Source organism: Aeromonas taiwanensis (assembly GCF_000820165.1).
GTDB classification, from domain to species: Bacteria; Pseudomonadota; Gammaproteobacteria; order Enterobacterales; family Aeromonadaceae; genus Aeromonas; species Aeromonas taiwanensis.
This window is the reverse complement of sequence record NZ_CDDD01000032.1, coordinates 15,104-39,296: the sequence shown is the minus strand read 5'-3', so window position 1 is coordinate 39,296 and position 24,193 is coordinate 15,104. Positions and strand designations below refer to the sequence as shown.

Here is a 24,193-nt window from a genome sequence, read left to right as displayed (position 1 = left end):
GAGAAATGCAATGTCACTATATGATCCAAAGCTGGAGAGGGATAACTGTGGCTTCGGCCTGTTGGCCCACATGGAAGGGGAAGCCAGCCACAAGCTTGTCCGTCTCGCGATGTCAGCCTTGGCTCGCATGCAGCACCGTGGCGGTATCTCCGCCGACGGCAAGACCGGCGACGGCTGCGGCCTGTTGCTGCAAAAACCCGACAGCTTCTTTAGAGCGGTCGCCGAAGAGAAGGGATGGCACCTTGGCCGCAACTATGCGGTCGGCATGCTGTTCCTGAACCCCGATCCCATCCTGGCCCAGGCCACGCGCGACATCATCGACGAGGAGCTGGAAAAGGAAACCCTGAGTCTGGTCGGTTGGCGCAAGGTGCCCATCGATACCAATGTACTCGGCACCATCGCCAAGGCTTCTCTGCCCAGCATTGAACAGGTCTTTGTCAACGCCCCCCCGGGCTGGGTCGACAAGGATCTCGAGCGCCGCCTCTACATAGTTCGCCGCCGTATCGAAAAGCGCATCAGCGACGACTACTTCTATGTGGTCAGCCTCTCCAACCTGGTCACCGTCTATAAAGGGTTGTGTATGCCGGTGGACCTGCCGCGCTTCTATCTGGATCTCGCCGACATCCGCATGCAGGCGGCCATCTGCGTCTTCCACCAGCGCTTCTCCACCAACACCAGCCCGCGCTGGCCGCTGGCACAACCGTTCCGCTACCTCGCCCACAACGGCGAGATCAACACCATCGCCGGCAACCGCCAGTGGGCCAAGGCGCGCAGCTACAAGTTCGCGACCCCGCTCATCCCGGATCTGCAGGAAGCCGCCCCCTTCGTCAACACCACGGGATCGGATTCCTCCAGTCTCGACAACATGCTGGATCTCTTCCTGGCTGGCGGCATGGATCTGTTCCGTGCCATGCGCCTCCTGATCCCGCCTGCGTGGCAGAAGCACCCGAACATGGATGACGACCTGCGCGCCTTCTACGACTTCAACTCCATGCACATGGAGCCCTGGGACGGCCCGGCCGGCATCGTCATGACCGACGGTCGCTACGCCACCTGCGCGCTCGACCGCAACGGCCTGCGTCCCGCCCGCTACGTCATCACCAAGGACAAGTTCATCACCCTCGCCTCCGAGGTCGGCACCTGGGACTACACCCCGGACGAAGTGCTGGAGAAGGGCCGCGTCGGCCCGGGCGAGCTGTTCGTGGTCGACACCAGCAACGGCAAGATCTGGACCAGCTTCGAGATCGACGACGACCTCAAGAGCCGTCACACCTACAAGCAGTGGATGGACAAGCACTGCAAGCGACTGGTGCCGTTCGAGCAGATGGATGACGCCAGCACCGGTGCCCGCGAGTTCCCGGACGACCGCCTCAAGACCTATCAGAAGCTGTTCGGCTACTCCTACGAGGAGCTGGATCAGGTGATCCGCGTGCTCGGCGAGAACGGCCAGGAGGCGGTGGGCTCCATGGGGGATGACACCCCCATGGCGGTGCTCTCCTCCAGCCAGCGCACCCTGTACGACTACTTCCGCCAGATGTTCGCCCAGGTGACCAACCCGCCCATCGATCCCCTGCGTGAAAACCACGTCATGTCCCTGGCCACCTGTATCGGCCGCGAGCAGAACGTGTTCAACGAGACCTTCGGCCACGCCCACCGGGTGCTGTTCCAGTCACCGATCCTGCTCTACTCCGACTTCCACCAGTTGCTGGCCCTGGAAGGGGAGCACTATCGCCATGCGGTGCTGAGCCTCAACTACCAGCCCGAAGAGGGGTTGCAGGCGGCTCTGGAGCGCCTGTGCGAAGAGGCCAAGGCCGCGGCCCGCAGCGGCACCGTGCTGCTGGTGCTGTCGGATCGTGACATCAGCCCGGATACCCTGCCCATCCCGGCCGCCATGGCGGTGGGGGCGGTGCAGCGCACCCTGGTGGACAACAACCTGCGCTGTGACGCCAACATCCTGGTGGAGACCGCGAGCGTGCGCGACCCGCACCACTTCGCCGTCCTGCTGGGCTTCGGCGCCACCGCCATCTACCCCTATCTCGCCTACGAGACCCTCGCCAAGCAGGTAGAAGAAGGCGTGCTCAAGATGAGCCTGCGCCAGGCCATGCTCAACTACCGCAACGGCATCAACAAGGGCCTCTACAAGGTGATGTCCAAGATGGGCATCAGCACGGTGGCGAGCTACCGCTGCTCCCAGCTGTTCGAGGCGGTGGGTCTGTCCAGCGCCGTGGTCGAGCTCTGCTTCCGCGGCGTATCGAGCCGCATCCAGGGTGCCGATTTTGTCGACATCCAGCAGGATCAGGTGAACCTGGCTCGCCTGGCCTGGCTCGGTCGCAAGCCGCTGGCCCAGGGCGGGCTGCTCAAGTTCGTCCACGGCGGCGAATACCACACCTACAACCCGGACGTGGTGCAGACCCTGCAAGTGGCGGTGCGCTCCGGCAACTATGCCGACTACAAGGAGTACGCTCGCCTGGTGAACGAGCGCCCGGTCGCCACCCTGCGGGATCTGCTGGTGCTCAAGAAAGAGACCACACCGGTGGCGCTGGATCAGGTCGAGCCTGCGGCCAGGCTGTTCCCCCGCTTCGACTCCGCCGCCATGTCCATCGGCGCCCTGGGCCCGGAAGCCCACGAGGCCCTGGCCATCGCCATGAACCGCCTCGGCGGTCAGAGCAACTCCGGCGAAGGTGGCGAAGATCCCAAGCGCTTCGGCACCGAGAAGAACTCCCGCATCAAGCAGGTGGCATCGGGTCGCTTCGGCGTTACCCCCCACTACCTGATGAACGCTGACGTGGTGCAGATCAAGGTCGCCCAGGGCGCCAAGCCCGGCGAAGGTGGCCAGCTGCCCGGTGACAAGGTGACGGCCCAGATCGCCAAGCTGCGTTACTCCGTGCCCGGCGTAACCCTGATCTCGCCGCCGCCGCATCACGACATCTACTCCATCGAGGATCTGGCCCAGCTCATCTTCGACATCAAGCAGATCAACCCGAACTGCCTGGTGTCGGTCAAGCTGGTCTCCGAGCCCGGCGTCGGCACCATCGCCTGCGGCGTGGCCAAGGCCTACGCGGACTTCATCACCGTCTCCGGCTACGACGGCGGCACCGGTGCAAGCCCCCTCACCTCGGTCAAATACGCCGGCTCCCCCTGGGAGCTGGGCCTGGCCGAAACCCAGCAGGCCCTGGTCGCCAACGGCCTGCGCCACAAGGTGCGCCTGCAGGTGGACGGCGGTCTCAAGACGGGTCTGGACATCATCAAGGCGGCCATCCTCGGCGCCGAGAGCTTCGGCTTCGGCACCGGCCCCATGGTGGCGCTGGGCTGCAAATACCTGCGTATCTGCCACCTGAACAACTGCGCCACCGGCGTCGCCACCCAGGATGAGAAGCTGCGTCGCGAGCACTTCACCGGCCTGCCGGAGATGGTGATGAACTACTTCAAGTTCATCGCCGAGGAGACCCGCGAGTTGATGGCCGAACTCGGTGTCACCCAGCTGACTGACCTGATTGGCCGTACCGACCTGCTGGCAGCCCTGCCCGGCCTCACCGCCCGTCAGGCCAAGCTGGACTTGTCCGGCGTGCTGGCCCGCCCGGTGGCACCGGAAGGCTCCAGCCTGTTCAGCCAGCAGCACAACCCCACCTTCGACAAGGGGCCGCTCAACCTCAAGATGGTGGAAGACCTGCTGGAGGCCGTCGAGAACATGAGTGGCGGCGAGTTCCGCTACGACATCCGCAACACCGACCGCTCCGTGGGTGCGCGCCTCTCCGGCGAGATAGTGAAACGCCATGGCAACCAGGGCATGGCGGCTGATCCGGTTCGGGTTCACTTCAACGGCACCGCAGGCCAGAGCTTCGGCGTCTGGAACGCGGGCGGTCTTGAGATGATCCTCACCGGGGATGCCAACGACTACGTGGGCAAGGGGATGACCGGCGGCAAGCTGGTGATCAAGCCCCACGTCGGCGTGGCGTTCAAGTCCCACGAGGCGGCCATCATCGGCAACACCTGCCTCTACGGCGCCACCGGCGGCAAGCTCTATGCGGCCGGCACCGCCGGCGAGCGCTTCGCGGTGCGCAACTCAGGGGCCCTCGCTGTGGTCGAGGGGATCGGCGACAACGGCTGTGAATACATGACAGGCGGCATCGTCACCGTGCTCGGCGAGACCGGCGTCAACTTCGCGGCGGGCATGACAGGCGGCTTTGCCTACGTGCTCGACGAGTGCGGCAGCTTCGCCAAGCGCACCAACCCCGAGCTGGTCGAGCTGCTGGAGGTGGCGGATCTCGCCATCCACCAGGAGCACCTGCGCGGCATCATCACGGCGCACCTCAACGAAACCGGCAGCTCGCGCGCCGAGGAGATCCTGGCCAACTTCGACTCCTATGTGCCCAAGTTCAGGCTGATCAAACCCAAGTCCAGCGACGTCAAGTCCCTCTTGGGCCACACCAGCCGTTCCAGTGCAGAACTCAGAATCCAGGCGCAATAAGGAGGGAACCCTATGAGCCAGAACGTATTCCAGTTTATCGATGTCCAGCGGGTCGACCCGCCCAAGAAGCCGCTCAAGATCCGCAAGATCCAGTTCGTGGAGATCTACGAGCCCTTCAACCAGGCCCAGGTCGGCATGCAGGCGGATCGCTGCCTCGACTGCGGCAACCCCTATTGCGAGTGGAAGTGTCCGGTCCACAACTACATCCCCAACTGGCTGAAACTGGCCAACGAGGGGCGCATCCTGGAGGCGGTGGAACTCTCCCACCAGACGAACAGCCTGCCGGAGGTGTGCGGTCGCGTCTGCCCGCAGGACCGTCTGTGCGAGGGTGCCTGCACCCTCAACGACAGATTCGGTGCCGTGACCATAGGCAACATCGAAAAATACATCACTGACAAGGCGTTCGAGATGGGCTGGCGCCCGGACCTCTCCAAGGTGGTCAAGACCGGCAAGCGGGTCGCCGTCATCGGTGCAGGCCCTGCCGGCCTTGCCTGCGCCGACGTGCTGGCACGCAACGGCGTGACCCCGGTAGTGTTCGACAAATACCCGGAGATAGGTGGCCTGCTCACCTTCGGCATTCCCTCCTTCAAGCTGGAAAAGGAAGTGATGCAGCGCCGTCGCGAGATCTTCGAGGGGATGGGGGTGGAATTTCGCCTCGAGACCGAAGTGGGCCGTGACGTCACCTTCGCCGACCTGCTCGGCGAGTTCGATGCAGTCTTCCTCGGGGTCGGCACCTACAAATATATGAAGGGCGGCTTTGCCAACGAAGAGGCGCCGGGGGTCTACGACGCCCTGCCCTACCTCATCTCCAACGCGAACCGCTTGCTGGGCTTCGAGAAGGCGCAAGCCGACTACATCGACTTCGCCGGCAAGCAGGTGGTGGTGCTGGGGGGCGGTGACACCGCCATGGACTGCGTGCGCACCGCCATCCGTCAGGGGGCCGATCGGGTGATCTGTGCCTACCGCCGGGATGCCGAGAACATGCCGGGCTCCAAGCGGGAGGTGAAGAACGCCCAGGAGGAAGGGGTGGAATTTATGTTCAACCTGCAACCTGTCGGGGTCGAACTGGATGCCCATGGCCGCACCTGTGGCATCAAGGTGGTGAGCACCGCGCTCGGTGAGCCCGATGCCAATGGCCGACGCAACCCTGTGGTGATCGAAGGCTCAGAGCAGGTGTTGCCCGCCGATGCGGTGGTGATGGCGTTCGGCTTCCAGCCCAACCCCCAGCCCTGGATGGCAGAGCACGGGGTCGAGCTCGACAACCGGGATCGTATCAAGGCACCGGAGAAGGCCGAGTACGCCTTCCAGACCAGCAACCCCAAGGTGTTTGCCGGTGGTGACGCGGTGCGCGGCTCGGATCTGGTGGTGACCGCCATCTACGAGGGTCGCAAGGCGGCCGAAGGGATCATGGACTATCTGGCCGTGTAACCCGCCATCCCTGATCTGTACCAACCAACAAACAGCCCCGCTTATGCGGGGCTGTTTTTTTCTGGCTGATAGTCAACAGCCTCAGGGTGTAGCCACCCGGGTAAAGTTCACCGTAGGGCAGCTGGGCGCCACTCCCTCGGTCAGGGCCAGCGGCAGGGGGCGGTAGTTGAGCCGATAGTGGCCCGGCTGCGACAGATCGTAGACCAGGGTCAGATCCGCATCCGCCCTCTCCTGCCTGCCCTGCTCCAGCAGGAGGAAGTCGTCGGCCCCGGGCGCGCCGCGCTTGGCCAGGGGCCCCTTGTAGGGCACAGGCCTGCCATCGCGCTGCAGCTCGATGGCATCGGCAAACCAGCCCTCGAAGGGGGTGAACCAGGTCAGGACCTGCAGCGCCCCCTCCCCCCGGTTGGTCAGGGTCATCACCAGGGGCAGGGGCTCGTTCACCCCGCTCTCGGCCTTGACCGACAGTTCGCACTGCAGGGGGGCCAGCGCCAGGGTGGTGAGCAGGAGTGTCATCATGGTGCCTCCATCAAAAAAGGGGCCCTGGGGGCCCCTGTTCGTGACTCAGTTTTCGCTCGGGGTATTCTCGGCGAAATACTCGTGGTTGTCGGCGTTGTTCAGCGCCTTCTGGGGATCCGTGCTCGCCAGGTTGCGGGCATTGGCCTGACCGTACCCCAGATCGTCGGTGCCCGCCACCACGTTGAAGTGGCTCAGCTCGTGGACTATGGTGCCGGCGCGGGAATCGGTCCCGTTGACGGGCGCGGTCCAGAAGCTCTTGCACAGATAGACCTTGTAGGGCTGATCCGGATAGACATAGGCAAAGTAGCTCTGCTTGCAACCGCAGTCGAAGGTGAGCGGCTTGTTGTCGATGGCATCCTTGATCTTGCTGAAGTTCGTCTCGGCCTGATCCCAGCGGGAGGCGTCATAGGCACCAAACCAGCTGCGATAGCGCTGGCCGCTCGGCTTGTCGACCGCCAGATAGCTGCTGGCGTTGTTGGTGATGCTGCTGGCCGCATCGAGAGCCGCCAGGATGTCGCTCTTCTGGGTATTGGTGCAGCGGCCGCTGAAGCTGACCGAGGCGGTCACCGCCTGGGGCTCGGAGACGGCAACCTTGGCCTGTACCCTGTCATCGTTTACCCCTTCCACCCAGAGGGTCACCGCATTGGACTCGCTCGCCTGGGCCTGCTTGGCCTTGGCGGCCTTGCCTTCCTGCGGCACGGCTGGCAGCAGGTAGCGGATGCTGTACTGCCCCTGGGCACTCATGTCGTAGAGACCGGAGACCTCCGCCTGCACCGTCAGGCTCTGGCCAGCCTTGAGCAGCTGGAAGTCCTTGTCGGTCGGGGCCGCCCGCTTGATCAGGGCACCCTCGTAGCCCACCTTCTGGCCATCCCGCTCCACCAGGAACAGGGGAGCATCCTCGCTGCCCGGCAGTTGCCATTTGAGCAGACGGACCGGCTTGTCCCCGGTATTGGTCAGGGTCAGGTTGACGCGCACGTCGTCGGTACTGCCATCCACCAGGGTGAGCCGGGCGTCGAGCCCTGCGGCGCAGAGCGGAGAGGCCATCACGCCGGCCAGCAGCAGGGCAAGGGGAGTCGCTTTCATCATTTTTCCTCATTCATTGAGTGGCGCCATCAGGCGGTTTGCTTCCATGTGGCCCTCTTCGGGGCCCATCCACCCTAGAGCAGAAGCACGGCGCCTCCCCCCCTCCATATGGGGGACGCCCCCCATCAGAGGGGGCCTTCCCCGGCTACGACAAAAGCTGCCCCCTTGGCGCTGCATCATGACGCCCTCCTGCCACCGGCGAGCATCCATAAAAAACCCGGCACAGGGCCGGGTAGTGAAGGTCATGCCGGGTGGCGACCGGGATCAGGCGCCCGCCAGCAGCGCCAGGGCCGGCTGCTCGTTGCCCGGCATCACGCGATAACTCTTGTGGTGCTTGACGAGGCTGGTCTTCTTGTTGCCCTGGCTCAGCAGCAGGCCGCGGGCGAAGGCCGCCTCGGCCAGCACCCGCTCGTCACCGCGCACATAGAGGGTGAGCGGCTTGACCAGCTCGCCCGCCTCGATGTGGCCCTGATACTCGCTGGCACTGATGATGAGGCTCGACTGGCCACCCGATTGCAGGCGCAGCTTGGCGTTCACCTCGCTGGTGGTCAGCACCAGCCAGCCCGCCGCCTCCAGCTCCGCCAGCAGGTCGGCCAGCCGGGCCCCCAGCTGCACGGGCTCGGCCATGGCGCGCTCGTACTGGCGCAGGATCCGCTCCAGCAAGCCTTTCAGATCGGCGCCAGCCCCCAGGGTGCGGCCCAGTTGCACCCACGCCTTCAAGTCCTCCATCACCAGCCGGGAGAAGCGCTTCTCCTTGAGGGAGTCCGCCATCCAGGTGCAGAGGAAGTGGCTCTCCTGGGCCGGGGTGCGCTTGCCGCTCTTCTGGGCGGCGGTGCGGGCCAGCTCGGCCAGGCTCTGGCTGGCCATGTCAAACAGGGCCTGGTTGTAGGTGGGAAGGGTCATGGCGGATCCTCGCGTGATGACAGAGATGGCAAAGGCGCCGGTGGCGCCTTTGCAGTGCAATGGGGTGGCCCGGCGCGCTTACTTCGGCTGGCGGGGCTTCTTGGCGGCCGCCAGGCGCTTGAGGCGCTGCCCCTGCAACCTGGACTCGGCCATGGCCTGGGCGGCGGCATTGTCGGCGCGCTCCGGGCGCTTGCCGAAACGGCGGCGCTCCTGCAGCTGCTTGATCAGGTCGTCGCGGCTGCTCACCTCGTAGCCCGGCACCATGATGCGGCGGATCTTCTGGCCGATGAGGGCCTCGATCTCCAGCAGGGTGCGCTCCTCCTCGCGGCTGACGAAGGAGATGGCCATGCCGCTCTTGCCGGCGCGGCCGGTACGGCCGATGCGGTGCACGTAATCTTCCGCGAGGAACGGCAGATCGTAGTTGACCACGTAGGCGAGATCCGGGATGTCCAGACCGCGGGCGGCCACTTCGGTGGCCACCAGCACCCGCAGCTTGCCTTCGGTGAACTCGCGCAGGGCGCGGCGACGGCTGCCCTGGGCCTTGTCACCGTGCACCACGGCAGACTTGATGCCGTCGAGGTTCAGCTCTTCCACCAGCTCGTCACAGCTCTCGCGGGTGCTGGCAAACACCAGCACCTGCTGCCAGTTCTGCTTGCCGATGAGCTCGGAGAGCAGCTCGCGCTTGCGCTTCTGCTCCACCGGATAGACGGTGTGGCTGACGGTGTCGGCGGTGGAGTTCTGCTTGTTGACGCTCACCACCTGGGGCTTGTCCAGCATCAGGTTCGCGAGCTTCTTCACCGCCTCGGAGAAGGTGGCGGAGAAGAGCAGGTTCTGACGGGTCTTGTTGACCGCCTGCAGGATCTGCTGCACATCGGCGCTGAAGCCCATGTCGAGGATGCGGTCCGCCTCGTCCAGCACCAGGGTCTCGACCCCGGAGAGGCTCAGGTTGCAGGCGGTGAGGTGTTCGAGCAGACGGCCCGGGGTCGCCACGATAATGTGAGCGCCCGCTTTCAGCCGCTTGGCCTGCACGTCCTGCTTGCCACCACCAACGAGGGTCAGGGTGGTGATATCCAGGTACTTGGCGAAGTCATTGATATTGCTCGCCACCTGGGCCGCCAGCTCGCGGGTCGGGGTCAGGATCAGCACCCGGGCGTTGGACGGCTGCACCGGCGCCGGATTGTCCACCAGGCGTTGCAGGATGGGCAGGGCAAAGGCCGCGGTCTTGCCGGTCCCGGTCTGGGCGCTCGCCAGCAGGTCGCGGCCACGGCGCACGGCCGGGATGGCTTGCTGCTGCACAGGGGTCATCTCCTGATAACCGCAATCTGAGATGGCGCGCAAAATCTCGGGGGCAAAATCGAACGATTCAAATCTCATCTTGGGTTCCTGTGTTCCAGCTGGGCTGTAGTTGGCGTGAGTGGCCTGAGCGGGCGTCTGGCCCTGCGTTGGCGCGGCTTGGGGCCAAGGACGGCTGGGACTGACATCACGTCAGAAAGTGAGCCGGAAAATGGCGGGCGCGAAGTGTAACAGATAGGCGGCGGGATTGCCGCCTCAAATGGCCTGTATTTTTCCATGGACGGCGCCCGCCCGAGGGAAGGCGCCGCCGAGGAGCGGGGTCAGCGCACACGCTTGGTCGGGCGCTTGAGCAGCCGCATGCCGATGGCGGCCACCGCGATGATGAAGAGTGCAAAAGAGGTGATCAGCAGGCACTTGGTCAACAGCTCGTGGTGATTGGCCAGGACCGGGGTCGCCATCATGGCCTTGCCAACCAGGCTGAGCAGCAGGGACCAGAGGAAGGCGCTGGCAAAGCTGACCATCGCCACCCGCAGCAAGTTGAGGCGTGACACCCCCATCAGCATGGGAGTCAGTACCCGGACGAAGGGGATGAAGCGGGAGACGAACATGGCCCAGAAGCCGTAGCGATCGAGCAGTCTGGAGGCCCGGGGCAGGCTCCCCTCCGGGATCATCCGCTCCACATGGCCCATGAAGCGGGTGCCATGAAGCGCCTGGCCCTGCCAGTAGGCGAGCACGCTGCCTATCCCGGCGGCGAGCGGCAGGTAGAGCAGCGTCACCTCGGGCCCCAGCACCCCCATGCCCACCAGCCCACCGGCCAGCAACACCAGGCTGTCGCCCGGCAACGGCAGAAAGACGAAGCTCGACTCGAGAAAGAGGATCACCACCAGGCAGGTGACGAGCAGGCCGATTGCCTGCATTTGTATAAGCTGATCAAAATCCTGATGCCATATGGCAAGCAGCATGTCCTGCATCTGGTGCGACTCCCATCAACGTAATGCGCATTCGTCGTGATGACCCTAAGGCCCCGCCTGGTAATCCATCCCTGATACCACCCCAAAGTTCGTATGGGAGGCCTCTTATACACCCGGGGAACTGAACAATAAATTAATGATCACTATTTCTGCCCATCGGCAGGGCATCGAGGTCGGCCGACCCGGGCCTTCGTCAGATGCCCGGCAGCGAACCTTGGCCATCACGGGGCAGAGATTATGGTCAGTTGACACCCGGCCTGGCTGCCAAGTCCCGCGAAAAACGTTACAGTGTGAGGACTCCCCAGTGGACGGGGAGACTCATGGAGCTAGGTATGGCGCGAACCCCCTCTTCTCATGCAATCCCCGTTCTGATGGCCGGACTCTGGCTGCTCTGCCCTGGCGCACACGCCAGCGACGAGAGCCTGGTGCAGCAACGCGCCAATGCGGTCGTCTCCCTGATGAGCTACACGGTGGTGCCGGACATCACCGCCAGCAACCTGGACATCGGCAGCGGCACCAACGAGAGCGCGGCCCTGACCATCACCCAGCTCGGCGGCGGCGCCACCATGAGCGAGAGCTTCCCCATCTATCTCGAGGGCACCCTGGGATACAGCCGCTACGATCCCCAGTTCGTGTTCACCAACGGCAACGAGACTCGCACCATTCCCACCAAGTGGAACAGCCTGAGCGCCACCGGCGGCATCGGCTGGGACTTCAACCTGCACCGCGACCGCCTGGGCGGCAACCTGGTGCTGCGCCCCATCGCCAACTTCACCCTGGGCACGGTGGCCAGCGACCTGCGCATCGGGGCGGCCCTGATCAAGCACAAGACCGGCAAGAGCCTCGATTTTCTCGACGGCGGCACCCTCAATGTCTATGGTCTCGGGGGCTCCCTCATGCTCGACTACGAGCTCTTCTCCAAGTCCCAGGACATCGACGCCGAGCTGCGCTACTCCTACCAGCACCTGCAAAGCTTCACCGGCACCGCCGACAGCATCACGGGTCATGCCGAGGCGGAAAACCTCGGCCTGTACCTGCGCCGCCGCGCCCCCATGTGGAACTGGACCCTGCTGGACAGGCCCCTGCGCTACGTGCTGGAGGGGGCAAGAACCGAATACCTGGGGGCGCAACGGGGGCAGCTCGGCTTCAGCAACCTCAACTCCCTCGGCCTTGGCATCGAACTCGACAGCAGCAAATACAAGGTGCTGGTCACCCGCACCCGCCTGGTGGCCCGCTATATGTTCAGCAACAACACCAGCGGCTACTCCCTCGGGCTGGCGATGAGTTTCTAGGCAGCAGGGCCACACGAAAACGAGGTGACACATGAGTGTGACGAATGCGCAGATGGACGGTTTGCTCACGACGCTGCAGACCCGCTTCGAACAGCACGAACATCGCCACGAGGGGATCAGCTGGTCACAGGTACGCGCCAGGCTGGATGCCAACCCCCAGTCGTTGTGCTCGCTCCACGAGATGGAGAGCAGCGGCGGTGAGCCCGATGTCATCGGCCAGGATCCAAAGACCGGGCAGTTCATCTTCTGCGACTGCAGTGCAGAGAGCCCCGCTGGACGCAGGAGCCTCTGCTATGACCGGGCAGCGCTGGAGTCGAGGAAGGAGAACAGGCCGGCAGGAGCTGCGACCGAAATGGCCGCGAAGATGGGCATAGCGCTGCTGACGGAGACCGAGTATCGGGCGCTGCAGACGCTCGGCTGCTTCGATGCCAAGACCTCGAGCTGGATCCAGACCCCCGAGGAGATCAGGGCGCTCGGCGGCGCCCTGTTTTGCGATCGCCGCTATGACTGCGTCTTCCTGTACCACAACGGAGCCCAGTCCTACTATGCCGCCAGGGGCTTTCGCGGCAGCTTGCGGGTCTAGGCAGGCTGTGGTTCCAAGCGCCCGAGAGGCTGACAACCACCTCTGGATCTGGATGCTCCAAGTCTCGCCACCCGTGCCCTGTCAATGCCTGCCCCTTGAGCAACCCCCCATGAAGGATCGATGACATGGACTTCACTCCCGTGATTGCCCCCTTGCTGTCCCAACTCGGTTATCTGCTCCCCCTGCTGCTGATTGCCATGGTGATCAAGACGCCCTGGTTCAAGGGGATGATCGGGGAGTGGTTTATCAATGTCAGCATCCGCCTCTTTCTCGACAGACGGGAATACCGCTTGCTCAAGGACGTCACCCTGCCCACCCCACAGGGCACGACCCAGATCGATCACGTGATCGTCTCCCGCTTCGGGGTCTTCGTCATCGAGACCAAGAACATGAAGGGGTGGATCTTCGGCAACCCGGCCCATCAAAGCTGGACCCAGCAGATCTATCGCCGCAGGCACAGCTTTCAGAACCCCTTGCGCCAGAACCACCTGCACATGATGACGCTCAAATCCCTGCTGGGGCTGGCGGACCACCAGCTTCACTCCGTCATCTTCTTTATCGGGGACTGCACCTTCAAGACCCCCATGCCACAGAACGTGATGAACCGCGGGCTCATTCGTTATATCAAAGGCAAAACCACACCGGTTTTAACTCCTGCCGAAGTCCCCCTAGTGATCGACACCATCCAGCGAGGACGACTGGCCGCCAACTGGCAGACCCACAGACAACATGTGGCACAGCTCAAGGCGCGCCACGGGGAAGCCCCCGTCAAGCCTGTGTCCGCCAGCACCCCGACCGCTCACAACCCGGCTCAACCAACGGCCATCCATCAGGCGAACAACCAGAGCCCCATGTGCCCCAACTGCGGCAGCCCCATGGTGCTGCGCACCGCCAGTCGGGGTGACAACAAGGGAAAACGGTTCTGGGGATGCCGTGATTTTCCGGCATGCCGGGGGATCAGAGCGCTGATGAGGTAGAAGGAAAGACGGAGCGAGGGATGCACAATTGAAGGGCGGCCAATGGGCCGCCCTTGTTGGTTAAAGGTATCAGCGGATCGTCGCCATCTTCTGCACGCAGCGCTGCTCGCGCTCATCCACCCGCTTGGCAAACCAGGCGGTGGTGAGGTTGCGGGTGATCTTGGGGCTTTTCAGCTGGATGCCGGGCAGGATGGCGCGGGGCAGCCGCTTGCCCGCCTGCTTGTCGGCCAGGGCAAAGACCCTGTGGTAGAGATCGCTCTTGGCAAAGTCGCTGCTATCCCCCAGTTTCAAGCTCTGGCTGATGGCCGTCTTGCTCATGTTGACCCGGCTGGCGAGGGTGTAGACCGCCAGCTCGGTATTGCCAGGCTTGTCGGAGTTGTAGCGAATGAGATCCCCGTCCAGCGCCAGGGTCTTGCCGCTCAGGCGGCTGACCGCGGCCTGGAAGGCGGCATTGCGGCTTGCGTACCAGCCCGCATTGAAGTCGGCGAAGCGATAGAGGGTGTCGGGGTAGTCGGCCGGATAGCCGAAGATGTGCCTGGTGCCAAACCAGATGCCGCCGCGACGGGTGAACACCTCGTGGCGGATGCTCTCCTTCACGGAATAGGGGTAGCCGCGGGCGTTGGCCTCGGCAAAGGCGATGCTCACCTGCATGGGGCCCCCGGTACGCACCGGGTTCATGTTGCCAAAGAGCTGCTTGCCCATGGGCACTGTGCCTATCATGTCTTCAAAAATCTCGCTCATCTCCCGCTCGGTACGCAGCTTGTCGATCCGCTCGGCATAGGACTTGCCGGTCGGGGACTTGATGGAGAGCGCGGTGCGCACCATGAACTCGGGGATGAGCAGCTTGCCGGCCCGGGCGTTGATCTCCTTCCAGGCTATCTTGCCAAGGCCTGGCACCACGGGATCGGCCTGGTAGGTGGCCTCCTGCTCCGCCACCGCCAGCACGGTACAGACGTTGTGATCGCTCACCGTCAAGTTCTGGGTGGTGAGGGAGGTCACCACGTCGTTGGCCCAGCCCTGCTTGTCCGGCACCTGCTTGGGCAGGAAGTGCACGATGCGGGTCTTCATGTCGGCCGGCTTCTGTGGCTGCATCGCCTTGGGAATGGGGCGCCCCGCCGGGGTCGCCGGGCTGGTCGGTGCCGGCGGCTCGCTGGCACAACCGGCGAGCAGCAAGGTGACGAGCAGCGGCAACCCGCGCACGACAACAGAATGAGAGGAGAGAGACATGATCATCAAGGCATCCGGTACAGAGACTGTGCCCGACCTGCGTCAGGCGAGCAAATGGTCGCTCATTGTAGAGGATTGATCCGCAAGGCTAAAGCCTGATGGCAGCGGCACCACCCTCGCTCAAGCAACCTCTGTCGCATCCCTTGCAAGCCGATGAACAGCACGACACGGGCTTTTATCGAGAGTGATTTACATTTAGAATGCCGCCGCCCGGACGCTCACGGTATGGATCCCATGGACAGACTGACCCTTCTCTTTGACCCCGTGCAGCAGTGGCTGATCACACCGCTCTGGCACTGCCTCACCGGATTGCTCGATCTCAACGGCCGCCTGGGAGCCCCTTTTCTGCTCATCTCGGGCACGGTCGCCTATCTGCTCTATCGCCATCGTCGCCGCCAGGGGGATCCCGGCGCCCGCAGCTTTGCCGGTTTTCTCGGGGGGCGGGCCGTCTGGCTGCACCCCTCGGCCCTGCTCGACTACCAGTACTATCTGGTGCGGGCGCTGCTCCATGTGGCGCTGATCCTGCCGATCCTGGCCCTGCTCCACCCCTGGCTGCTGCAGGCGGAGGATGTCCAGTCGGCCCTGACCCGGCTGTGGGGTGAGCGTCCCCGGCTGGCCGAGACGAGCTGGCTGATGATGCTCTACGGTCTGGGCGTCTTTCTCATCAGCGATCTGGTGCATTACTGGCTACACCGCGCCTTCCACAGTCGCTGGCTCTGGGAGTTTCACAAGGTGCACCACAGCGCGACCGTGATGGTGCCGCCGACGGCAAGCCGCATCCATCTGGTGGAAAAACTGTGCGAGATGCTGGTCAAGGGGAGCTGTCTCGCCCTCTACGCCGGCGCCTTCCACTGGCTGTGTGGCGGCACCGTGCGCCCCTACACCCTGTTCGGGGTGAGCTACCTGGTGCTGGTGTTCAACTCCCTGGCCGCCAACCTGCGCCACACCCATGTCTGGCTCTCGTTTGGCCCCGTCATCGAGCACGTCTTCAACAGCCCGGCCCAGCACCAGATCCACCACAGCCGGGATCCCCGCCACTTCAACCACAACTTCGGCACCAACCTCTCCCTCTGGGACTGGTGGTTTGGCACCCTCTATGTGACCAGCAGCCAGCCCGAGCCCCTCTCCTTCGGGGTCGGTCCCAGGGACAACGAGCGCTACAGCCGCCTGAGCGTGCTCATCCTGCGCCCCTTCCTGGTGACGGCGCGCAAGCTGTGGCGCGCCCTGCCCCGCCCGCGCGGGCGCAATGCCCTGGCCGATTGAGCCGGACAGCCATAAAAAAACGCCACCTTGCGGTGGCGTTTTTTTATGGGCGAAGAGACGTGCTAGCTCAGGCGCTACGGCGCAGGGCCTGATGCTGGGCAGCCCCGTTGATCACCGCCTGCAGGGAGGCATTGACCACATCGCGACCCACGGCCACCCCGCACATGCGGGTGCCCTCGACGCTCAGCAGCACATAGGCCGCGGCGCGGGATTCGGTGCCGGCGGTGAGGGCATGCTCGGAGTAATCCAGCACGTCGATGTGCATGCCGGTCTGGCGCTGCCAGCCGTTGACCAGGGCCGTGATGGCCCCCTCCCCTTCACCGCACAGTTGCAGGGTGCCGTGGGGGGTCTGCAGCTCCAGGCGCAGGCTCTCCTGACTGTCGTGGCCGAGCTGGAAGCGCCCGATGCGATAGCCGTGAGCGGGCTCGAGGTAGTGCTGCTCGAACAGGGCGCGGATCTGCTCCGGGCTGATCTCGCTGCTGCTGGCCTCGGCCTCGGCTTGAACCCGGCGGCTGAAGTCGATCTGCAGCCAGCGCGGCAGTTGCAGACCGAGGTCCCGTTCCAGCAGATAGGTCACCCCTCCCTTGCCGGACTGGCTGTTGATGCGGATCACCGCCTCGTAGCTGCGGCCGAGATCGGCAGGGTCGATGGGCAGGTAAGCCACGTCCCAGTAATGGTCCGGTTTTTCCGCCGCCAGGGACTTGCGGATGGCATCCTGGTGGCTGCCGGAAAACGCGGTGTAGACCAGCTCGCCGGCATAGGGGTGGCGCGGGTGCAGGGCAATCTGGGTGCAGGCCCCCACGGTGGCGACGATGGCATCCATGTCGGACAAGTCCAGCTCGGGGTCGATCCCCTGGCTGTAGAGGTTCATGGCCATGGTGACGATGTCCATGTTGCCGGTGCGCTCGCCGTTGCCGAGCAGGGTACCCTCGATGCGATCCGCCCCCGCCAGCACGGCCAGCTCGGCGGCGGCCACCCCGCAGCCTCTATCGTTGTGGGTATGGATGGAGATGCTCACCTCGGGCCGCGCCTTGAGGTTTCGGCAGAACCACTCCACCTGATCCGCAAACACGTTGGGGGTGCTCACCTCGACGGTGGCGGGCAGATTCAGGATCATGGGACGGGAAGCGCTGCGCCACTCGTCGATAACAGCGTCACACACCTCGACGGCGAACTCCACCTCGGTGCTGCTGAAGCTCTCCGGGGAATACTGGAAGCTCCACTCGGTGCCAGGGTTGCGGGCCGCGTACTCCCGCACCCAGCGAGCTCCCTGCACGGCGATGGCCTTGACCCCGTCGCGACCTGTGTTGAACACATAGTTGCGCTGGGTCGGGTTGACCGAGTTGTAGACGTGGACGATGGCCCGCTTCGCCCCCTTGAGGGCCTCGAAGGTACGGGCGATGAGATCTTCCCGGGCCTGCACCAGCACCTGGATGGTAACGTCATCGGGGATGAGGTTGCGCTCGATGAGTTCGCGCACGAAGTCGAAGTCGGGCTGGGAGGCCGCCGGGAAGCCCACCTCGATGTGCTTGAAGCCGATGTGGGTCATCAGCGCCCACATCTGCAGCTTCTGGGCCACCGTCATGGGCTCGACCAGCGCCTGGTTGCCGTCGCGCAGATCCACGGCGCACCAGAGCGGCGCCCGCTCCAGCACCCGGTTGGGCCACTGGCGATCCGCCAGGTTGATCACGGGGGCACGACGGTATTTGCGATGATCGAAGCTCATATTCTGATTCCCTTGGCTGATATGCGAGGCGACGGACAACGGGCGGGGCAAGGAGGGGAAGCGGGTTGGCGCGGTAACGCCGGCCCTGACGAGTCGCGCGGCGGTAACCCCGCGACCGGTTTTCCGGTGGCCCCGGTCGGTCACCGGGGCCGGCCACGACAGCCGGATTGGGCTGCGGGCGCTGATCCTCTCGCACAGTGCCCGGGAGGCCCGGGGGCATGTCGGTGCAGACGACCTTGTTTGTATGAGAACCCAGTATAGGGAGGCCGGGAGGGAGAGAGATTGCGAAGATTGCACTTTAATATGCCAATTAAGCAATGTTGATACAGTAAAAGTCCATTAATGGGGTGAGTATCACCACCCATGATGCATTATTCGCCATGTCACCCATGTTGCTTCCGGGTGGTACCTCTGGTTTGACAGGGCGCAGGCAATAAAAAACCCCGCCATCGCTGGCGGGGTTTGCGTGCATCGAGCGGACAGCGTGCTGCCGGCGCTCTTAGCGGTTGTTCACCTTCTCGTGCAGCTCCTGCACCGAGCTCACGTTGGCGGTGGCATCGACGGTGATGGCCATGCAGGTGGCGAAGGCCGCGTGCAGCGTGGTGGTGTAGGCCACCTTGTGCTGCAGGGCGCCGCGGCGCAGCTGCTTGGAGTCCTCGATGGCCTGACGCCCCTCGGCGGTGTTGACGATGTAGGTGTACTCGCCATTCTTGATGCGATCCAGGATGTGCGGACGACCCTCGTGCACCTTGTTCACCAGGCGCGGGTTGATGCTCGCTTCCCCCAGGGTTACCGCAGTGCCGTGGGTGGCGTCGAGGTCATAGCCCAGCTCCAGCAGCTTGGCGGCCAGGTTGACCACCCGCTCCTTGTCGCCGTGGCGCACGGACAAGAGGGCGCGACCTTCGCGCGGCACCTGGTGGCCGGCACCCAGCTGGGCCTTGGCGTACGCCTCGGCGAAGCTGCTGCCCACCCCCATGACTTCACCTGTACTGCGCATCTCCGGCCCCAGCAGCGGGTCGACACCCGGGAACTTGGCGAACGGCAGCACTACCTCTTTCACGGAGTAGTAAGGCGGGATGATCTCGGTGGTGAAGCCCTGTTCTTTCAGGCTCTGACCTGCCATCACGCGGGCGGCGATCTTCGCCAGCGGCGCACCGGTGGCCTTGGAGACGAAGGGCACGGTACGGGCGGCACGGGGGTTCACCTCGATGAGGTAGATCTCGTTGTCTTTCACCGCGAACTGCACGTTCATCAGGCCGACCACGCCGAGCTCCAGGGCCAGTTTGCGCACCTGCTCGCGCATCTCGTCCTGAATGGCCTTGGACAGGGTGTAGGGCGGCAGGGAGCAGGCGGAGTCACCGGAGTGGATACCGGCCTGTTCGATGTGCTCCATGATGCCGCCGATGACCACGTCTGTACCGTCGCAGATGGCGTCCACGTCCACCTCGGTGGCGTCGTCCAGGAAGCGGTCCAGCAGCACAGGCGACTCGTTGGAGACGCTCACCGCCTCGGCAAAGTAACGGCGCAGATCCTGCTCGTCATAAACGATCTCCATGGCGCGGCCACCCAGCACGTAGGAGGGGCGAACCACCAGCGGGTAGGTGATGCGCGTGGCCAGTTGCACGGCCTGCTCCAGGGCGGTGACGGTGCCGTTTTCCGGCTGCTTCAATCCCAGACGCTCGACGGCGGACTGGAAGCGCTCGCGGTCTTCGGCACGGTCGATGGCATCGGGGCTCGTGCCAATCACCGGCACGCCGTTGGCTTCCAGGGCGCGAGCCAGTTTGAGCGGAGTCTGGCCGCCGTACTGGACGATGACGCCCTTGGGCTGCTCGACCCGCACGATTTCCAGCACGTCTTCCAGGGTCACCGGCTCGAAGTAGAGACGGTCCGAGGTGTCGTAGTCGGTGGAGACGGTCTCCGGGTTGCAGTTGACCATGATGGTCTCGTAACCGTCTTCGCGCAGGGCCAGGGCCGCGTGCACGCAGCAGTAGTCGAACTCGATGCCCTGACCGATACGGTTCGGGCCGCCACCGATGACCATGATCTTGTCGCGGTTGGTGGGGTTGGCCTCGCACTCCTCGTCATAGCTGGAGTACATGTAGGCGGTGTTGGTGGCGAACTCGGCCGCGCAGGTATCGACCCGCTTGTAGACCGGGAAGATGTTGTGACGGGCGCGCAATTTACGCACTTCACCTTCGGCCACGCCGAGGATCTTGGCCAGACGCGCGTCGGCAAAGCCCTTGCGCTTGAGGGCGCGCAGGAAGTCGGCATCGAGACCGGCCATGCCGCGCTCTTTCACCTGCTCTTCCAGTTTCACCAGCTCTTCAATCTGCACCAGGAACCAGGGGTCAATCTTGGTCAGGCGGAACACACCGTCCATGGAGAGACCGGCACGGAAGGCGTCGGCGATGTAGAAGATGCGATCGCTGCCGGCGTCCTGCAGCTCATGGCGGATGCGGGTCAGGGAGTCAGGGGCATTGAGGTCGACCATGGGGTCGAAGCCGGTCTTGCCGGTCTCGAGGCCGCGCAGCGCCTTGTGCAGGGACTCCTGGAAGTTGCGGCCGATGGCCATCACTTCGCCCACGGACTTCATCTGGGTGGTCAGACGGTCGTTGGCGCCGGCAAACTTCTCGAAGTTGAAGCGCGGTACCTTGGTGACCACGTAGTCGATGGCCGGCTCGAAGGAGGCCGGGGTACGACCGCCGGTGATGTCGTTCATCAGCTCGTCCAGGGTGTAACCGATGGCGAGCTTGGCGGCGATCTTGGCGATGGGGAAGCCGGTCGCCTTGGAGGCGAGCGCGGAGGAGCGGGAAACCCGCGGGTTCATCTCGATGATGACCATGCGGCCGTCTTTCGGGTTGATGCCGAACTGGACGTTGGAGCCGCCGGTCTCGACGCCGATCTCGCGCAGTACCGCCATGGAGGCGTTGCGCATGATCTGGTACTCCTTGTCGGTCAGCGTCTGGGCTGGCGCGACTGTGATGGAGTCACCGGTGTGGATGCCCATGGGGTCGAAGTTTTCGATGGCACAGACGATGATGCAGTTGTCGTTGCGATCCCGCACCACTTCCATCTCGTACTCTTTCCAGCCGATCAGGGACTCATCGATAAGCAGCTCTTTCGTTGGCGACAGATCCAGGCCGCGCTCGCAGATCTCGACGAACTCTTCGGTGTTGTAGGCGATACCACCGCCGGAGCCACCCATGGTGAAGGAGGGACGGATGATGCAGGGGAAGCCGACCATCTGCTGCACCTTCCACGCCTCTTCCATGTTGTGGGCGATGCCGGCGCGCGGGCACTCCAGGCCGATGCTGCGCATGGCCTTGTCAAAGCGGGAGCGATCCTCGGCCTTGTCGATGGCGTCGGCGGTGGCACCGATCATCTCGACACCGAACTCCTTGAGCACGCCGTGCTGCTCCAGCGCCAGGGCGCAGTTCAGGGCTGTCTGGCCACCCATGGTGGGCAGGATGGCGTCCGGGCGCTCTTTCTTGATGATCTCGCGCACCACTTCCCAGGTGATGGGCTCGATGTAGGTGGCGTCGGCCATCTCCGGGTCGGTCATGATGGTGGCCGGGTTGGAGTTCACCAGGATGACGCGGTAGCCCTCTTCTTTCAGGGCCTTGCACGCCTGGGCGCCGGAGTAGTCGAATTCGCAGGCCTGGCCGATGACGATGGGGCCGGCGCCGAGGATCAGGATGCTCTGTAGGTCGTTACGTTTTGGCATGGCTCTCTTTATCCTCTTAGGCGCGATACTGCTTAATCAATTCAATAAAGTGGTCGAACAGACCGGCACAGTCGTGCGGACCCGGGCTCGCCTCGGGGTGGCCCTGGAAGCTGAAGGCCGGACGGTCGGTGCGATGGATGCCCTGGAGCGACCCATCGAACAGGGAGACGTGAGTCGCGCGCAGGCACTCGGGCAGGGTGTTCTCGTCCACTGCGAAGCCGTGGTTCTGGGCGGTGATCATCACGGTGTTGTCGTCCAGGCTCTTCACCGGGTGGTTGGCACCGTGGTGGCCGAACTTCATCTTGACGGTCTTGGCGCCGGAGGCCAGGCCCAGCAGCTGGTGGCCCAGGCAGATGCCAAACACCGGGGTGTTGGTCTCAAGGAAGCTCTTGATGGCCTCGATGGCGTAGTCACACGGCTCGGGGTCGCCGGGGCCGTTGGAGAGGAAGATGCCATCCGGGTTCATCGCCATTACCTCGGCAGCCGGGGTCTTGGCCGGTACCACGGTCAGGCGGCAGCCGCGGTCTACCAGCATGCGCAGGATGTTGCGCTTGACGCCAAAGTCGTAGGCCACCACGTGGTACTTGAAGTCGCCCTCTGCCGGGGTCACGTGCCCCTTGCCAAGCTGCCAGCTGCCTTCGGTCCAGCGGTAGGATTCGCTCACGGTCACTTCCTTGGCCAGATCCATTCCCTTCAAGCCGGGGAAGGCGCGGGCCTGGCTCAGGGCATGGGCCTCGTCGAGCTGCTTGCCCGCCAGGATGCAACCGGCCTGGGCACCTTTCTCGCGCAGGATACGGGTCAGCTTGCGGGTGTCGATGTCGGCGATGCCAACGATGTTGTGGGACTTGAGGTAATCGGAGAGGGATTGCTGATTGCGGAAGTTGGAGGCCAGTATCGGAAGGTCCCGGATGATGAGGCCCTGAGCATGGACCTGACTGGACTCTTCATCTTCGCTGTTGGTGCCGGTGTTGCCTATATGGGGGTAAGTGAGGGTAACGATCTGACGGGAATAAGAGGGATCAGTGAGGATTTCCTGGTAACCCGTCATCGACGTGTTGAAAACCACTTCACCAACGGAACATCCCTCGGCGCCTATCGACACGCCTTTGAACACAGTTCCATCTTCCAGCACTAGCAATGCAGTGTGATTCAAGACAACCTCCAGTTATTTAGCTTTAAATTCAGCAATTTACCTGGGTGTTGCGGGTCCGGACGCTGTTTGAAACAGGGTTCAAACCCGGCAGATTTCTGGCAAATTGGGCGCATTCTACTTAAAAACGATCTCATTTCAACGTCTTTTCTCGTCTGAAATGCATCTAAATTCAATAAACAAGCAACATTACCCATTATCTATGCACTTCATAGCTTTGCAACCCCCTCCCCGAAAAGAAAAGTAAAAACCCCGACAAAAAGCCACTTTGTGCGCCCCACAAAGCAAACAAATCATATTTTTTTTCATATAAATCAATTAATTGATTTTCTTAAAAAGAAATAACATTAAACATAAACCCCTTTTTACAGGCAGAAAAAATCACCAATTCGGTGGAAAACGTTTTTCTATGTTTGAATTTTTAGTCTGATTGATGACAAGAAAAAAAGGGGGTTATAGGGGACTATTGAGACCCAAACCCGTTACCCTTTGATGACATCCATGTCGCGAGAGTTTGGCGAGTTTGTAAGAATTGCAGGATTTAGGCGGGTTCACTTAAAAAGTGATGACTAAGGCTTGTTTCTACAAAAACTATACGAAAGACCCCGGCGAACCGGGGTCTGGCAATCAGGGCGGGGGCGCGGATGCGCTCCCTCTCTCCTCGCGGCACCTTATTTCAGGCCGAGCACATCCTGCATGTCGTAGAGGCCGGCATGCTGGCCACTGAGCCACTTGCCCGCCCGCACCGCGCCGTTGGCAAAGGTGAGCCGGCTGGAGGCCTTGTGGCTGATCTCCACCCGCTCGCCGATGTCGGCAAACATGACGGTGTGCTCCCCCACCAGATCCCCGGCGCGGATGGTGGCAAAGCCGATGGTATTGCGATCCCGCTCGCCGGTGATCCCCTCGCGGCCATAGACGGCGCACTCCTTGAGATCGCGGCCCAGAGTTTTCGCCACTACCTCACCCATGGAGAGGGCGGTACCGGACGGAGCGTCCACCTTGTGTCTGTGGTGCCCCTCGATGATCTCGATGTCGGTGTAATCCCCCATCACCCTGGCGGCCTGCTCAAGCAGCTTGAACACCAGGTTGACACCGACCGAGTAGTTGGACGCGAAGACGATGCCGATCTGCTTGCCCGCCTCGTGCAGCGCCGCTTTGCCCGCTTCGTCAAAGCCCGTGGTGCCTATCACCATCCGCTTGTCGTGAGCCAGGGCGAAGGCCAGGTTGGCCAGGGTCACCTCGGGGCGGGTGAAGTCGATGATGAGATCGAACTCATCGCGCACCTTGTCCAGGCTGTCGCTGATGGCCACCCCGAGACGGCCCAAGCCGTTGAGTTCACCCGCATCCAGACCAATCACGGCAGAGCCCGGCCGTTCCAGCGCCGCCCCCACCACCACGCCCTCGGCGTTGGCGATAGCCTCCAGCAGCACCTTGCCCATACGACCATTACAGCCCATCACGGCCACACGGATCGGATTGTCCATCTCCACCCTCTCATCTCTTTATTTTGGAAAGAGACCGTTTTACCAGCCCGCGCCCCCTTTGAAAAGCCCGGCGTGGCCACCCACGGGCATCCGATTTTTTATCAA

Annotated in this window: 16 protein-coding genes; 6 read left to right on the top strand and 10 right to left on the bottom strand. The window is 63.4% G+C overall.

Going from position 1 to position 24,193, the window contains the following annotated elements:
* The first annotated feature begins 10 nt into the window (after window positions 1-10).
* On the top strand, window positions 11-4,468 hold the full coding sequence (gene gltB, locus BN1136_RS05725; RefSeq protein ID WP_043759693.1) for a glutamate synthase large subunit: 4,458 nt from the start codon (window positions 11-13) through the stop codon (window positions 4,466-4,468).
* 12 nt (window positions 4,469-4,480) lie between these two features.
* Window positions 4,481-5,896, top strand: coding sequence for an FAD-dependent oxidoreductase (locus BN1136_RS05720; protein ID WP_043808183.1), 1,416 nt, complete (start codon window positions 4,481-4,483; stop codon window positions 5,894-5,896).
* A gap of 81 nt (window positions 5,897-5,977) precedes the next feature.
* On the opposite strand, the gene BN1136_RS05715 is transcribed toward BN1136_RS05720, so the two are convergent.
* The 5 genes from BN1136_RS05715 to BN1136_RS05695 all read right to left on the bottom strand — a co-directional run bounded on the left by BN1136_RS05715 (window position 5,978) and on the right by BN1136_RS05695 (window position 10,662).
* Window positions 5,978-6,412, bottom strand: coding sequence for a hypothetical protein (locus BN1136_RS05715; protein ID WP_043808181.1), 435 nt, complete (start codon window positions 6,410-6,412; stop codon window positions 5,978-5,980).
* A gap of 45 nt (window positions 6,413-6,457) precedes the next feature.
* Window positions 6,458-7,498 carry a M35 family metalloendopeptidase gene (locus BN1136_RS05710; protein WP_043759687.1) on the bottom strand — a complete coding sequence of 347 codons (1,041 nt, stop codon included), beginning with the start codon at window positions 7,496-7,498 and terminating at the stop codon, window positions 6,458-6,460.
* A 261-nt stretch (window positions 7,499-7,759) separates the two neighbouring features.
* Window positions 7,760-8,398: a DUF2913 family protein gene (locus tag BN1136_RS05705; RefSeq protein WP_043759685.1), complete on the bottom strand. Its 639-nt coding sequence runs from the start codon at window positions 8,396-8,398 to the stop codon at window positions 7,760-7,762.
* A gap of 78 nt (window positions 8,399-8,476) precedes the next feature.
* A complete protein-coding gene (locus BN1136_RS05700) occupies window positions 8,477-9,772 on the bottom strand; it encodes a DEAD/DEAH box helicase (protein WP_043759684.1) in 1,296 nt (431 codons plus the stop codon).
* 239 nt (window positions 9,773-10,011) lie between these two features.
* Entirely contained in the window at window positions 10,012-10,662 is a 651-nt protein-coding gene (locus BN1136_RS05695) for a DedA family protein (RefSeq protein ID WP_043759682.1), read from the bottom strand.
* Between the two features lie 332 nt (window positions 10,663-10,994).
* Here BN1136_RS05695 and BN1136_RS05690 point away from each other — a divergent pair, with 332 nt between their 5' ends.
* The 3 genes from BN1136_RS05690 to BN1136_RS05680 all read left to right on the top strand — a co-directional run bounded on the left by BN1136_RS05690 (window position 10,995) and on the right by BN1136_RS05680 (window position 13,514).
* Entirely contained in the window at window positions 10,995-11,954 is a 960-nt protein-coding gene (locus tag BN1136_RS05690; protein ID WP_043759680.1) for an autotransporter domain-containing protein, read from the top strand.
* 31 nt (window positions 11,955-11,985) lie between these two features.
* Window positions 11,986-12,537: a DUF4256 domain-containing protein gene (locus BN1136_RS05685; RefSeq protein ID WP_043759678.1), complete on the top strand. Its 552-nt coding sequence runs from the start codon at window positions 11,986-11,988 to the stop codon at window positions 12,535-12,537.
* A gap of 125 nt (window positions 12,538-12,662) precedes the next feature.
* A complete protein-coding gene (locus BN1136_RS05680; protein WP_043759676.1) occupies window positions 12,663-13,514 on the top strand; it encodes a nuclease-related domain-containing protein in 852 nt (283 codons plus the stop codon).
* 69 nt (window positions 13,515-13,583) lie between these two features.
* Here BN1136_RS05680 and BN1136_RS05675 read toward each other — a convergent pair whose 3' ends face one another.
* The gene (locus BN1136_RS05675; RefSeq protein ID WP_043759674.1) at window positions 13,584-14,747 is read right to left on the bottom strand and encodes a DUF1615 domain-containing protein; all 1,164 of its coding nucleotides are present in this window, start codon (window positions 14,745-14,747) and stop codon (window positions 13,584-13,586) included.
* A 228-nt stretch (window positions 14,748-14,975) separates the two neighbouring features.
* Between BN1136_RS05675 and BN1136_RS05670 the strand changes: the two genes are divergently transcribed.
* Window positions 14,976-16,004, top strand: coding sequence for a sterol desaturase family protein (locus BN1136_RS05670; protein ID WP_043759673.1), 1,029 nt, complete (start codon window positions 14,976-14,978; stop codon window positions 16,002-16,004).
* 67 nt (window positions 16,005-16,071) lie between these two features.
* Here BN1136_RS05670 and leuA read toward each other — a convergent pair whose 3' ends face one another.
* The 4 genes from leuA to dapB all read right to left on the bottom strand — a co-directional run bounded on the left by leuA (window position 16,072) and on the right by dapB (window position 24,088).
* Window positions 16,072-17,730: a 2-isopropylmalate synthase gene (gene leuA, locus BN1136_RS05665; RefSeq protein WP_043759666.1), complete on the bottom strand. Its 1,659-nt coding sequence runs from the start codon at window positions 17,728-17,730 to the stop codon at window positions 16,072-16,074.
* 499 nt (window positions 17,731-18,229) lie between these two features.
* Window positions 18,230-21,454 (bottom strand): carbamoyl-phosphate synthase large subunit, encoded by a 3,225-nt coding sequence (gene carB, locus BN1136_RS05660; protein WP_043759664.1) that lies wholly within the window; start codon window positions 21,452-21,454, stop codon window positions 18,230-18,232.
* A 16-nt stretch (window positions 21,455-21,470) separates the two neighbouring features.
* Complete coding sequence (gene carA / locus BN1136_RS05655; protein WP_043759662.1) at window positions 21,471-22,607, bottom strand: glutamine-hydrolyzing carbamoyl-phosphate synthase small subunit; 1,137 nt, start codon at window positions 22,605-22,607, stop codon at window positions 21,471-21,473.
* 668 nt (window positions 22,608-23,275) lie between these two features.
* Window positions 23,276-24,088, bottom strand: a complete 813-nt coding sequence (gene dapB / locus BN1136_RS05650) for a 4-hydroxy-tetrahydrodipicolinate reductase (protein WP_043759660.1) — start codon at window positions 24,086-24,088, stop codon at window positions 23,276-23,278.
* Between the last annotated feature and the right edge of the window lie 105 nt (window positions 24,089-24,193).

What these genes read in the sequence shown, in the direction of transcription:
- gltB (WP_043759693.1), top strand. Translation starts at nt 11, where the DNA reads ATGTCACTATATGATCCAAAGCTGGAGAGGGATAACTGTGGCTTCGGC.
- BN1136_RS05720 (WP_043808183.1), top strand. Translation starts at nt 4,481, where the DNA reads ATGAGCCAGAACGTATTCCAGTTTATCGATGTCCAGCGGGTCGACCCG.
- BN1136_RS05715 (WP_043808181.1), bottom strand. Translation starts at nt 6,412, where the DNA reads ATGATGACACTCCTGCTCACCACCCTGGCGCTGGCCCCCCTGCAGTGC.
- BN1136_RS05710 (WP_043759687.1), bottom strand. Translation starts at nt 7,498, where the DNA reads ATGATGAAAGCGACTCCCCTTGCCCTGCTGCTGGCCGGCGTGATGGCC.
- BN1136_RS05705 (WP_043759685.1), bottom strand. Translation starts at nt 8,398, where the DNA reads ATGACCCTTCCCACCTACAACCAGGCCCTGTTTGACATGGCCAGCCAG.
- BN1136_RS05700 (WP_043759684.1), bottom strand. Translation starts at nt 9,772, where the DNA reads ATGAGATTTGAATCGTTCGATTTTGCCCCCGAGATTTTGCGCGCCATC.
- BN1136_RS05695 (WP_043759682.1), bottom strand. Translation starts at nt 10,662, where the DNA reads ATGCAGGACATGCTGCTTGCCATATGGCATCAGGATTTTGATCAGCTT.
- BN1136_RS05690 (WP_043759680.1), top strand. Translation starts at nt 10,995, where the DNA reads ATGGCGCGAACCCCCTCTTCTCATGCAATCCCCGTTCTGATGGCCGGA.
- BN1136_RS05685 (WP_043759678.1), top strand. Translation starts at nt 11,986, where the DNA reads ATGAGTGTGACGAATGCGCAGATGGACGGTTTGCTCACGACGCTGCAG.
- BN1136_RS05680 (WP_043759676.1), top strand. Translation starts at nt 12,663, where the DNA reads ATGGACTTCACTCCCGTGATTGCCCCCTTGCTGTCCCAACTCGGTTAT.
- BN1136_RS05675 (WP_043759674.1), bottom strand. Translation starts at nt 14,747, where the DNA reads ATGATCATGTCTCTCTCCTCTCATTCTGTTGTCGTGCGCGGGTTGCCG.
- BN1136_RS05670 (WP_043759673.1), top strand. Translation starts at nt 14,976, where the DNA reads ATGGACAGACTGACCCTTCTCTTTGACCCCGTGCAGCAGTGGCTGATC.
- leuA (WP_043759666.1), bottom strand. Translation starts at nt 17,730, where the DNA reads ATGAGCTTCGATCATCGCAAATACCGTCGTGCCCCCGTGATCAACCTG.
- carB (WP_043759664.1), bottom strand. Translation starts at nt 21,454, where the DNA reads ATGCCAAAACGTAACGACCTACAGAGCATCCTGATCCTCGGCGCCGGC.
- dapB (WP_043759660.1), bottom strand. Translation starts at nt 24,088, where the DNA reads ATGGACAATCCGATCCGTGTGGCCGTGATGGGCTGTAATGGTCGTATG.